Origin of the sequence: Micromonospora sp. NPDC049301 (assembly GCF_040678715.1) — a bacterium.
Taxonomy (GTDB): Bacteria; Actinomycetota; Actinomycetes; order Mycobacteriales; family Micromonosporaceae; genus Micromonospora.
The window spans coordinates 344,055-354,558 of record NZ_JBFAQO010000008.1; the positions used below are offsets into that span (position 1 = coordinate 344,055).

The following is a 10,504-nucleotide window of genomic DNA, read 5'->3' on the forward strand; positions in this document are numbered from 1 at the left end:
TGCAGGAGTTAGCAAAGGCGGTTAGCGTCAGGGTCATGGCCACACCGAAGGACCTTCCCGACGTCGGCGGGTTCATCCGCGATCTGCGGCGCAACGCCAAGATCTCGCTGCGGCAGCTCGCCGAGCAGGCGGGGGTCAGCAACCCGTACCTCAGCCAGATCGAGCGCGGCCTGCGCAAGCCCAGCGCCGAGGTGCTCCAGCAACTGGCCAGCGCCCTGCGGGTCTCCACTCCCGCGATGTACCTGCGTGCCGGGCTGCTCGACGACAAGGAGGGCCACGGCGTGCTCGCCGCGATCGCGGTGGACTCCGACCTGACGATGGCCCAGAAGCAGTCGCTCACCCAGATCTACGAGACGTTCCGCCGGGAGAACACCCGGTTGGCCGAGGCCCAGGCCGCCGCCGAGGGCAGCGGCACGGACAGCACCGGCGGCGCGGCCGGGGTGACCACCCCGACCGATGTCACCGATGAACCGGCCGACGTGGCCAACCTGGCCGCCACCGGCCCCACCACCGCGGGCGGCACCCCGACCGAGGCCGTGCTCGAGTCGGTCGCCGTCACCGAGGCGGGCACCGCACCCGCCCCGACCAGCACCAGCACCAGCACCCCCGAGAAGAAGGCCGCCGGTCCGGCGGTCCGGAAGGCCGCTGAGGCGGCCGAGGAGGAGACCTCATGAGCGAGCCGAAGACCAACCGCATCCCCGCCCCGATCTACGCCGCCGCAGGCGCCGGGGAGTTGGCCCTCGAGCAGTTGCGCAAGCTGCCGACCGTCGTCGGCGTCCTCGGCACCCGGGTCGTCGCCGACCTGGGCGGCCGGGCCGTGCTGACCGGCTTCGAGCTGCGCCAGAAGGCCACCGAGACGCTGCGTACCGCCAACGAGACCGCCGGCACCCTGCGCGACCGGGCCCAGGCCGAGCTGGATCTGGCCAAGCTCCGCGAGTCGACCGACCTCGCCAAGCTGCGTGAGGTCGCCGACCTGGACCGGCTGCGCGCTGCCGCGACCCGGAACGCCGCCGTGGTCGTCGCCGGCGCCCAGGCCGCCCAGGAGCGGGCGTTCGCCGCGTACGGCGCCCTCGTCGCCCGCGGTGAGCGGGTCGTCGGCGCCGGCGTGCTGGAGGCCGCCGAGACGGTCAATGCCGACATCGAGGCGACCCAGGCCGACACCCCGGCCGCCGCCCCGGTCGAGGCCACCGCCCCGGCCACCCCCGCCCCGGCCGAGGTGCCGACCCCGGCCGACGTGGCCGAGATCGCCGAGGCCAAGCCGGCCGCCGTCAAGAAGGCCGCCCGGGCGCCGAAGGCCGCCAAGCCGGCCGCGACCCCGTCCGCGAAGCTGCCCCGGGCCACCAAGCGGACCCGTCCGGCCGCCGAGTAGTTCGTGGTGTCGACGACCCCGGCGGCGTCCTTGTCGGACGTAGTCGGGGTCGTCGACATAAGCTTGCCGGCATGGCCAACGCCGCGCCGATCTTCGCCTTCGAAGTCCGCTACGTGATCGAGCTGATCCTGCTCGTCTTCGCGCTGATCATTCAGGGCGTCGCACTGGTGCACGCCGTCACACAGCGCTCCGACGCCTTCCCCGCCATCGGGACGCTGCCCAAGGGCGGCTGGATCGCCATCCTGGCGGTCTGCCTGGTGCTGACCCTGCTCGGTTTCGGTCCGATCAGCCTCTTCGGACTGATCGGCATCGCCGCCGCGCTCATCTACCTGCTCGACGTCCGGGTCGGCCTGCGCGACCTGAGTGACGGCAAAGGGTTCTGGTGAGAGGTTTCCGCTGGCCGCCCCCGCCCGACGGCGGGCCCCGCACCTGGGGGCCCGGCCCGGGCGGGCCGCGCACCGGTCGGCCGGCGCTGCCCGAGCCGGAGACCGAGCTGGTCACCACCCCGCACGGCGTACGGCTGGAGCGGCTGGTCACCGGCACCGGTGATCCGGTCACCGTGTTCGCGCACGGGCTGGGCAACGGCATCGCCACCACCCGCCCGTTCGGCAGCGGGGTGACCGGCCGCAAGGTGTTCTTCCAGTTCCGTGGGCACGGCCGCTCCGACGCGCCGGCCGGGCCCTGGAGCTACCTGGACCTGGCCCGCGATCTGCGCGCGATCGCGGATCTCGGCGGGGCCAGCCGGGCGTTCGGGGCGAGCCTCGGCGCGGGGGCGCTCTGCCGACTGCTGGCCGAGAGCCCGGAGCGCTTCGAGAAGCTGGTCTTCTTCCTGCCGGCGGTGCTCGACCAGCCGCGCGGCCCGGTCGCCCGCGAACGCGTCACGGACCTGCTGGAGGCGGTCGAGAGCGGGGACGCCTCGGCGGTCGCCGACGTGGTCTCGTTGGAGCTGCCGGCGGCGGTTCGGAACACTCCGGCCGGCTGGTCGTACCTGCGGCAGCGGCTCGACCAGCTGCTCCGCGACGGTCTGGCCGACGGTCTGGCCACCCTGTCGCAGCAGACGCCGCTGCGCGACGCCACCGCCCTGTCGGCGGTCACCGCGCCGGCGCTGGTGATCGGCTGCGCGGGCGACGACCTGCACCCGGTCGAGGTCGCCGAGCAGCTCGCCGCCGCGCTGCCGCAGGCCACCCTGCACGTGTACGACCGGCCCGGTGTGCTCTGGACGGAACGCGCCGATCTGCGGGACCGCATCTCCGGCTTCCTCAACGAGTAACGTTCCCTGCCATGGGCGTCACTCAGCATGGCCGGACGCACCGGCTGGACCTCGCCGACCCGACCCTGCGGGAGTGGACCTGCACGGTCCTGCACGCCGACCCGGAGCAGGGCATCGTGCTGGACCGCTCGGCGTTCTACCCGGGCGGCGGCGGTCAGCCGCCGGACCACGGCGTGCTGCTCTGGCAGGGCGTCCAGACCCGGATCGTCGGCACCCGCAAGGGCGACGACCCGTACCTGATCCCCGCCGAGGGTGACCCGCTGCCGCCGGCCGGCACCGAGGTCGTCGGCGCGGTGGAGGACGAGCGCCGCACCCGTCTGATGCGTACGCACTCCGGGCTGCACGTGCTCTGTGGTGTGGTGTTCCGCGACTTCGGCGCGCTGGTCACCGGCAACTCGATGGACCCGGGCGAGGCCCGGATGGATTTCAACCTCCCCGAGGTGCCTCCCGACTTCAAGAGCCGGATCGAGGAGCTGGTCAACGCGGAGGTGGCCGCCGACCGTTCGGTCGCCGTCCGGGTGCTGCCGCGTACCGAGGCGCTGGCCCTGCCGGACATCATCCGTACCCAGTCCAACCTCATCCCGCCGGATGAGCAGGAGGTCCGGATCGTCGACATCGTCGGGCTGGACGTGCAGGCCGACGGCGGCACCCACGTCGCGTCCACCGCACAGATCGGCAAGGTGCAGGTGGTCAAGGTGGAGAGCAAGGGCCGGGCCAATCGTCGGGTACGCGTCCGACTGGTCGACTAGACCTCCCTGCGGGCGCGCAGGGACCGGACCTTGTGCCGGTTGCCGCAGCGCTCCATGCTGCACCAGCGGCGTCGGCCGGGGCGTGAGGTGTCCACGAAGACCAGGTAGCAGTTGTGCGCGCCGCACTCCCGGATCCGGTCGGCGTACGGCCCGCTGAACAGCTCGACCGCGTCCCGGGCGATGCTGGCGATGGCCTGGCCGCCGCTCGCCGGGAGCACCCAGTGCCGCGTCCCGTCCGGGGCCAGTCGCGGAGCCAACGGCGCACTGGCTGCCGCCCCGTTGAGGGCGTCGAGGTCGGCGGGCGTCGCGTCGAAGTCGGTCGGTGTGCTGGCCGGTGGCCGGGAGCCGGTGCGGGCGCAGACCAGCCGCCACAGCGCGTCCCGCATCCGCCGCCCGGCGGCCAGCTCGGCCGGGCTGACGTCGATCTGGGCCGAATCCAGACGCAGCCGCGACCGCCCCAGCCAGTCGGCGAGATCCGCCGGGCGGTGCAGCACCTCGTAGCGGGCGCCGATGCCGGGCCCGCCGGTGGTGAGGAACTCCAGGCAGAGCGCACCCGGGTCGAAGAGAAAGCGGGCTCCGCGCAGCGACACCAGGCTGATTCCACTTGCGACGTCGGTCACGTAACCACTATAAACGGTTACAGGAGTGGTCCGCACCACGCGGGTCGCCGTGAAGTGAGGGGACCCCATGGCCCTGGCATGGAAGCTCGTCGTCGACTGCGCGGAGCCGATCGCGCTGGCCCGGTTCTGGGCGGCGGCCCTCGAATACGAGGTCGAGGACAACAGTGCCCTCATCGACCAGTTGGCCGAGGCCGGCAGGGTCGGCCCGGAGGAGTACGTCGAGGTCGACGGCCGGCGGGCCTTCCGGCAGCTCGCGGCGGTCCGCCACCCGGACGACCCGGTCCAGCCGGTCAGCGGCATCGGTCTCGGCCGCCGGCTGCTGTTCCAGGCCGTGCCGGAGCCCAAGCAGGTCAAGAACCGGCTGCACATCGACCTGCACGCCGGCCCGGACGAGCGGGAGGCCACCGTGCGGCGGCTGGTCGGGCTCGGCGCCACCGTGCTGCGCGAGGTCGCCGACCGGGGCAGCGTGCACACCACCATGGCCGACCCGGAGGGCAACGAGTTCGACGTGCAGTGACCCAGGCCGGCGCCAGGTCGGGCGGCACTGGGTGAGTGCCTGTAGAGCTGCCCCAGGTGTGGGGCACGGCACTGGTGAGTCGCCTGGTGACTGTCGGATGCGGCGCACAGCGCCGGTTGCGTCACGTCGAATGCGGCGCGCGGCGCCCGGTGGATCGCCTGGTGCCTGTCGGATGCGGCGCACAGCGCCCGTGGGTCGCCTGGTGCCGGCCGAGATTCGGGGCACGGCGTCGGTGGGTCGCCTGATGCCTGCCCCACCGATGGGGCAGCTCTACAGGACAGCGTGAGCGCCCGCCGCTCGTCGTTCGATTCTAAAAAGCGGACCGACGTTGTCAGGTATAGCTGACAGCGTGCAAGGCATGACACAACCGCTCGCAGGAAAGATCGCGCTCGTCGCCGGTGCGACCCGGGGTGCCGGCCGGCAGATCGCCATCCAGCTCGGTGCGGCCGGGGCCACCGTGTACGCCACCGGCCGCAGCAGCCGTGCCGGCCGCTCGGAGATGGACCGCCCGGAGACCATCGAGGAGACCGCCGAGCTGGTCACCGCGGCCGGTGGCACCGGCATCGGAGTCCGGGTCGACCACCTGGTGCCCGAGCAGGTCCGCGACCTGGTCGCCCGCATCGACGCCGAACAGGGCCGCCTCGACGTGCTGGTCAACGACATCTGGGGCGGCGACCCGCTGGTCACCTGGGAGAAGCCGGTCTGGGAGCAGCCGCTCGACGCCGGCTTCCGCACCCTGCGGCTGGCCATCGACACGCACATCATCACCAGCCACTTCGCGCTGCCGTTGCTGATCCGCAAGCCCGGCGGCCTCGTCGTGGAGGTCAGCGACGGCACCAAGGCGTACAACGACGTGAACTACCGGCTGTCGGTCTTCTACGACCTGGCCAAGACCTCGGTCAACCGGCTCGGCTTCAGTCAGGCGCACGAGCTGAAGCCGTACGGCGGCACGGCCGTCGCGCTCACTCCGGGCTGGATCCGCTCCGAGGCCATGCTGGAGCACTTCGGCGTGACCGAGGAGAACTGGCGCGACGGCGCGGCCACCGACCCGCACTTCCTCATCTCCGAGACCCCGGCCTTCGTCGGGCGTGCGGTGGCGGCGCTCGCCGCGGACGAGGAGAAGGCCCGCTGGAACGGCATGTCCGTCGACGCCGGCACGCTCTCCAAGGTGTACGGGTTCACCGACGTCGACGGCAGCCAGCCGGAGGCGATCCGGTACATCACCGAGGTGGTCGACGCGGGTAAGCCGGCCGACGTCTCCGGCTACCGGTAGAGCGCCCGGAACTTCTCGACGGCCTCGGCGAACAGCTCCCGCAGCTCGGGCGGATCGAGGACCTCCACCTCGGGGCCGAGCCCGAGAAGCTGGTGGTACGCCACCCCGACGGATTCGACCGGCAGGCGCGTCACGACCCAGCCCTGCCGGTCGGGCCCGTCGGCACCGGCGACCACCTCGTCGTACACGAACGGTGCGTCGACCAGGTGCCGGAGCTGGCGCAGGCCGGCGGGGCTCAGGCGGACGGTGACCTCGGCCCGCAGCATCGTCCGCAGGAACGACCCGGCCTGCTCGCGCCAGTACCCGGCCAGGTCGAAGTCCTCGTCCCGGTCGAAGGTCTCGTCGCCCACCTCGACCCCGGTCACCCGGTCCACCCGGTAGGTGCGCACGTCCTCGCCGACTCGGCCGACCAGATACCAGACCCCGTTCTTGAGCACCAGCCCGTACGGCTGCACCCGGCGGGTCACCTCCCGGTCGCCGCGCCGGTAGCGCAGCCGCACCACCCGGTCCCGCCAGACCGCGCGGGCCAGCTCGGCCAGCGACGGCGGCGGTCCGGTCTCCCGGAACCAGCCCGGCACGTCCAGGTGGAACCGCTGCCCCGCGCGGGCCGGGGCGTCCCGCAGGGCGGGCGGCAGCGCCGCGAGGACCTTCAGCTCGGCGGCGGCGACCGCGTCGGCGAGCCCCATGTCGCTGGCCGGCCCGGGTAGCCCGGCGAGGAACAGCGCCTCCGCCTCGTCCCGGGTCAGCCCGGTCAGCCGGGTCCGGTAGCCGCCGAGCAGCCGGTATCCGCCGGCCCGACCCCGGTCGGCGTAGACCGGCACCCCGGCCGCGGAGAGCGCCAGCACGTCCCGGTAGACGGTCCGCTCGGAGACCTCCAACTCCCGCGCCAGCTCGCCCGCCGTCATCGATCCGCGCGCCTGCAACAGCAACAGCAGCGAGATCAGTCGGGAGGCGCGCACCCGCCCATCCTGCCCGGCTCACCGCGCCGCCAGGCGGCCGTTCGGACTGATCGCTAGGCTGCTCGATCGTGGACGCCAGCAGAATCGCCAATCCGGTTACCGGGGCCGTCGGACGCTTCTTCGCGGGGGCCGGCCTGCTCCTGCGTGGGCTCGGCCTCTACGTCCGCAGCCCGAAGCTGATGCTGCTCGGCATCGTGCCGGCGTTGATCTCCGGTGTGCTGTTCGTGGCCGCGTTCGCGACCCTGGTGTACTTCGTGGACGACATCGCCGCACTGGTCACCCCGTTCGCCGACGACTGGTCGACCACGGCCCGCAACCTGGTCCGGGTGATCGCCGGGCTGGCCTTCCTGGGCCTCGGTGGCCTGCTCGCCGTGGTCAGCTTCACCGCCGTCACCCTGGTCATCGGCGACCCGTTCTACGAGAAGATCTCCGAGCGGGTGGAGGAACGGTACGGCGGCACGCCGGGTTCGGTGGAGGTGCCCTTCTGGTCGTCGCTGCGCCGCAGCCTCGCCGACTCGGTACGGCTGGTGGCTCTCACGGCGCTGGTCGGCATCCCACTCTTCCTCGCCGGCTTCATACCGGTGGTCGGCCAGACGGTCGTACCGGTGATCGGGGCGGCGGTGGGTGGCTGGTTCCTCGCCGTGGAGCTGGTCGGCGCGCCGTTCTACCGGCGCGGCATGCGGCTGCCGCAGCGCCGGACCATCCTCAAGGCGGATCGGCCCGCCGCGCTCGGCTTCGGGGTGGCGGTGTTCCTCTGCTTCCTGATCCCGCTCGGTGCAGTGGTGATCATGCCGGCGGCGGTGGCCGGCGCCACGCTGCTGGCCCGCCGCTCGCTCGGCCAGCCGATCGAGGAGCGCTGACATGGAGATCACCCTGGTCGAGGGGGACATCACCACCCAGCGGGTGGACGCCATCGTGAACGCCGCGAACTCGTCCCTGCTCGGCGGCGGTGGGGTCGACGGCGCCATCCACCGGCGCGGTGGTCCCGCCATCCTGGCCGAGTGCCGGGCGCTGCGGGCATCGCGGTACGGCCGGGGCCTGCCGACCGGCCAGGCGGTGCCGACCACGGCCGGGGAACTGCCGGCCCGCTGGGTCATCCACACCGTCGGGCCGGTCTGGTCGGCCACCGAGGACCGCTCGGCGCTGCTGCGCGACTGCTACGCCAACAGCCTCCGAGTGGCCGACGAGTTGGGCGCGGGCAGCGTGGCATTCCCGCTGATCTCGGCGGGCATCTACGGCTGGCCGGTGGACGACGCGGTCCGCCAAGCGCTGTCGGTGCTGGGGCCAGCCGCGCCGGTGAACGTCACCGAGGCCCGCCTGGTGCTCTTTGGGGCGGACACCCACGCCACCGCGCGCCGGGTCTTCGACGCCGGCCCCCCGGCATAGGGAAAGCCCCCGGACCGCGTCGGCATGGTGCTGATGCTGACGACGCTCCTCGACGAGGCGTTCGCCGACGCGATGCAGCTCGGCCTCACACCCGACCCGGCGGCGTACGTCGAGCGGTTCCTCGTCTGGGTCCGTCCGCGCGCCGACTGAGGCTGCTCAGGCCAGTTCGGCCAGGCAGGACCACTGGGCCGCGACCGGCCGGTAGCCCAGCTTGGCGTTGATCGCCAGCATCGGCGCGTTCGCCTCGTCGTTCGAGGTGTACGCGACGCGGACGCCGCGAGCGGCGGCCCGGTGCAGCGAGGCCGCCTTGACCAACCGGGCCAGCCCCCGACCCCGGTACGCCGGGATGCTTCCGGTGTAGTCCGACCACATCCGGTCCCCGTCCCGCTTCACGAGGCTGAACGCGACCACGTTTCCGTCGACCTCGGCTGCGGTGCTGGCCTGCTTGTCCAGGCCGAGGTTGTCCCACACGTCGTACTGCCAGCTTTCGTAGCTGATCGAGTCGACCGGCACGTCGCCGGGCTCGTCGACCGCCGAGGCGGCGTCCGCCTCGTACAGCAGGTGCGGGTCCAGCTCGGCGATCGGACGCAGCCGTACGCCCGGCGGCGGCTCGGGGAGCGTGGGCGCAGGGTCCAGGTCGAGCGCCGAGTAGCGCACCTCGCGGCTGGACTCGAAGCCGTGCTTCCGGGCGAACGGCAACGCGTCCGGCTGAGCCCAGGTGCGCACTCGACGGATCCCCAGCGGGGTGAGGTGGTCGGTCGCGGTGGCCAGCAGCGCGGTGCCGATCCCGCGTCGCCGGTATTCCGGATGCACGTGCAGCAGGGAGATGTCCCCGACGTCCGCCGTCGACGTCCAGCCGGCGCGCTGAGCGGACACCCAGCCGACCACCCGGGTGTCGACCTCGGCCACGAAGGCGGTCCACCCCTCCTCCGGTGGTGGTTCGGCGATCATCTTCCGGGTCGACTCCACCCCGCGCACCAGGTACGGGTAGACAATCGCCCGCAGCGCCACCACGGCCGGGGCGTCGTCGGGCTGTGCGACACGAATGCGCATGTCAGGCCTCCATCCGTACGGCGGCGACGGCCTCGACCTCGACGAGCTGGTCGGTGTAGCCGAGCATGGCCACGCCGAGCAGGGTGCTGGGCGGGTCGTGGTCGCCGAACGAGTCCCGGACCACCTCCCAGGCCTTCACGAGGTCGGCCTGCTCCGACGACGCCACGTAGACGGTGGTCTTGACCACGTCGGTCAGCCGGGCGCCGGCGGCGGCGAGGGCGGTCTCCAGGTTGGCCATCACCTGCCGGGCCTGTGCCGCGTGGTCGCCGGGCGCGACGGTCCGACCTTCCGCGTCGAGCGGGCAGGCGCCAGCGGTGAACACCAGCCGGGCGGGCGGTTCGACGGTGGCGGCGTACGCGTACTCGGCGACATCGGAGAGGGCGGGGACGTGCAGCAACGCGACAGGATCCGGCATGGCGGCGAGGCTAACGACGATCGGGTGCCGAGGCGACGCATTAACCGGCGGGGGCCTGCAGCGCCACCACGGCCGGCGCGTCGTAGCCGTGAGCCGTCCATCTACGCAAAACGCCAGAATTACTCACTTACCGTCTGAGACCCGACTAACTTTCATAGTCGATAGGAAACCTCATCATCAGCCACAAACCATGGGGGAAACATGAGAGCAGCACTCGTCAAACTCGTCGCCACCGGTGTGGTAGCCGGTGCGTTCCTGGGCGGGGCGGCGAGCGCCGCCCAGGCCCAGCCCACCCAGCCGCCCGGGCCGACCAGGATCGACATCAGCCCCGGCGATGGCCCCACGACAGCGGCCGCCTTCACGCAGAACTGCGATCCGAACCTCGGGGGCGGGCCGTTCCGGAACCAGGACCTGTGGGTCTTCAACCTGCCGGGCAACCCGCAGACCTCCGGTCAGTTCCTCACGGTCACGGGCACCTGGAGCATCCCGAACAACGGCACCGTGAGCCGGACGATCCCGGTCGACGGCGGTGCGATCGTCAACGACATGGGCGCCAGTAAGGCGTGGATCCGGTTGCCCGCCGGCTGGACGCTGAGCGGCGCCAGTGCGGTGATCACCGGGGAGACCGGGTTCTTCGTGCTGACCAGCACCTGTGCGGCCAGCGCCCAGCCGACCACGCCGGCGCCCACCACCCCGCCGCCGACGAGCGCGGAGCCCACCACCACCGCGGAGCCCACCACCACCGCGGAGCCCACGACCACCGCGGAGCCCACGACCACCGCGGAGCCCACCGCCACGGCGGAGCCCACCGCCACGGCGGAGCCCACCGCCACGGCGGAGCCCACCGCCACGGCGGAGCCCACCGCCACGGCGGAGCCCACCGCCACGGCGGA

At 72.7% G+C, this 10,504-nt stretch carries 13 protein-coding genes and 1 pseudogene; 10 read left to right on the plus strand and 4 right to left on the minus strand.

What is annotated here, in order from left to right; all coding sequences use genetic code 11:
* Positions 1 to 35: 35 nt before the first annotated feature.
* From AB0K07_RS24610 to AB0K07_RS24630, 5 genes and pseudogenes are all read left to right on the plus strand, one after another.
* Positions 36 to 530 (plus strand): annotated as a pseudogene (locus tag AB0K07_RS24610) (helix-turn-helix transcriptional regulator); the annotation flags it as partial.
* 140 nt (positions 531 to 670) lie between these two features.
* Positions 671 to 1,369: a hypothetical protein gene (locus tag AB0K07_RS24615; protein WP_363757928.1), complete on the plus strand. Its 699-nt coding sequence runs from the start codon at positions 671 to 673 to the stop codon at positions 1,367 to 1,369.
* A 71-nt stretch (positions 1,370 to 1,440) separates the two neighbouring features.
* On the plus strand, positions 1,441 to 1,755 hold the full coding sequence (locus tag AB0K07_RS24620) for a DUF2516 family protein (protein WP_030327754.1): 315 nt from the start codon (positions 1,441 to 1,443) through the stop codon (positions 1,753 to 1,755).
* The gene (locus AB0K07_RS24625; protein ID WP_363757929.1) at positions 1,752 to 2,639 is read left to right on the plus strand and encodes an alpha/beta hydrolase; all 888 of its coding nucleotides are present in this window, start codon (positions 1,752 to 1,754) and stop codon (positions 2,637 to 2,639) included. Before AB0K07_RS24620 ends, AB0K07_RS24625 begins: the two co-directional genes overlap by 4 nt.
* Positions 2,640 to 2,650: 11 nt before the next feature.
* Positions 2,651 to 3,388 (plus strand): alanyl-tRNA editing protein, encoded by a 738-nt coding sequence (locus AB0K07_RS24630; RefSeq protein ID WP_363757931.1) that lies wholly within the window; start codon positions 2,651 to 2,653, stop codon positions 3,386 to 3,388.
* Here AB0K07_RS24630 and AB0K07_RS24635 read toward each other — a convergent pair.
* Positions 3,385 to 4,008, minus strand: a complete 624-nt coding sequence (locus AB0K07_RS24635) for a CGNR zinc finger domain-containing protein (protein WP_363757933.1) — start codon at positions 4,006 to 4,008, stop codon at positions 3,385 to 3,387. The genes AB0K07_RS24630 and AB0K07_RS24635 overlap by 4 nt on opposite strands.
* Before the next feature lie 67 nt (positions 4,009 to 4,075).
* On the opposite strand from AB0K07_RS24635, the gene AB0K07_RS24640 reads away from it, so the two are divergent.
* Both AB0K07_RS24640 and AB0K07_RS24645 read left to right on the plus strand, forming a co-directional pair.
* Positions 4,076 to 4,525 carry a VOC family protein gene (locus AB0K07_RS24640; protein ID WP_363757935.1) on the plus strand — a complete coding sequence of 150 codons (450 nt, stop codon included), beginning with the start codon at positions 4,076 to 4,078 and terminating at the stop codon, positions 4,523 to 4,525.
* 358 nt (positions 4,526 to 4,883) lie between these two features.
* A complete protein-coding gene (locus AB0K07_RS24645; protein ID WP_363757937.1) occupies positions 4,884 to 5,798 on the plus strand; it encodes an SDR family oxidoreductase in 915 nt (304 codons plus the stop codon).
* Here AB0K07_RS24645 and AB0K07_RS24650 read toward each other — a convergent pair.
* Positions 5,789 to 6,757 (minus strand): YafY family protein, encoded by a 969-nt coding sequence (locus AB0K07_RS24650; protein ID WP_363757939.1) that lies wholly within the window; start codon positions 6,755 to 6,757, stop codon positions 5,789 to 5,791. The two genes, AB0K07_RS24645 and AB0K07_RS24650, sit on opposite strands and share 10 nt — an antisense overlap.
* Positions 6,758 to 6,825: 68 nt before the next feature.
* Here AB0K07_RS24650 and AB0K07_RS24655 point away from each other — a divergent pair, with 68 nt between their 5' ends.
* Positions 6,826 to 7,617, plus strand: coding sequence for an EI24 domain-containing protein (locus AB0K07_RS24655; RefSeq protein ID WP_363757941.1), 792 nt, complete (start codon positions 6,826 to 6,828; stop codon positions 7,615 to 7,617).
* Between the two features lies 1 nt (position 7,618).
* The gene (locus tag AB0K07_RS24660) at positions 7,619 to 8,143 is read left to right on the plus strand and encodes an O-acetyl-ADP-ribose deacetylase (protein WP_363757943.1); all 525 of its coding nucleotides are present in this window, start codon (positions 7,619 to 7,621) and stop codon (positions 8,141 to 8,143) included.
* Between the two features lie 156 nt (positions 8,144 to 8,299).
* Here the strand turns inward: AB0K07_RS24660 and AB0K07_RS24665 are convergent, their stop codons facing one another.
* Positions 8,300 to 9,196, minus strand: a complete 897-nt coding sequence (locus AB0K07_RS24665; protein WP_363757945.1) for a GNAT family N-acetyltransferase — start codon at positions 9,194 to 9,196, stop codon at positions 8,300 to 8,302.
* Between the two features lies 1 nt (position 9,197).
* Positions 9,198 to 9,611 (minus strand): RidA family protein, encoded by a 414-nt coding sequence (locus AB0K07_RS24670; protein ID WP_363757947.1) that lies wholly within the window; start codon positions 9,609 to 9,611, stop codon positions 9,198 to 9,200.
* A gap of 201 nt (positions 9,612 to 9,812) precedes the next feature.
* Here AB0K07_RS24670 and AB0K07_RS24675 point away from each other — a divergent pair.
* Positions 9,813 to 10,504: hypothetical protein (locus AB0K07_RS24675; RefSeq protein WP_363757949.1), on the plus strand; the 692-nt coding region annotated here is incomplete at its 3' end.

Excerpts from the sequence above, each read along its gene's own strand:
- AB0K07_RS24615 (WP_363757928.1), top strand. The coding sequence starts at position 671 with ATGAGCGAGCCGAAGACCAACCGCATCCCCGCCCCGATCTACGCCGCC.
- AB0K07_RS24620 (WP_030327754.1), top strand. The coding sequence starts at position 1,441 with ATGGCCAACGCCGCGCCGATCTTCGCCTTCGAAGTCCGCTACGTGATC.
- AB0K07_RS24630 (WP_363757931.1), top strand. The coding sequence starts at position 2,651 with ATGGGCGTCACTCAGCATGGCCGGACGCACCGGCTGGACCTCGCCGAC.
- AB0K07_RS24640 (WP_363757935.1), top strand. The coding sequence starts at position 4,076 with ATGGCCCTGGCATGGAAGCTCGTCGTCGACTGCGCGGAGCCGATCGCG.
- AB0K07_RS24645 (WP_363757937.1), top strand. The coding sequence starts at position 4,884 with ATGACACAACCGCTCGCAGGAAAGATCGCGCTCGTCGCCGGTGCGACC.
- AB0K07_RS24660 (WP_363757943.1), top strand. The coding sequence starts at position 7,619 with ATGGAGATCACCCTGGTCGAGGGGGACATCACCACCCAGCGGGTGGAC.
- AB0K07_RS24665 (WP_363757945.1), bottom strand. The coding sequence starts at position 9,196 with ATGCGCATTCGTGTCGCACAGCCCGACGACGCCCCGGCCGTGGTGGCG.
- AB0K07_RS24670 (WP_363757947.1), bottom strand. The coding sequence starts at position 9,611 with ATGCCGGATCCTGTCGCGTTGCTGCACGTCCCCGCCCTCTCCGATGTC.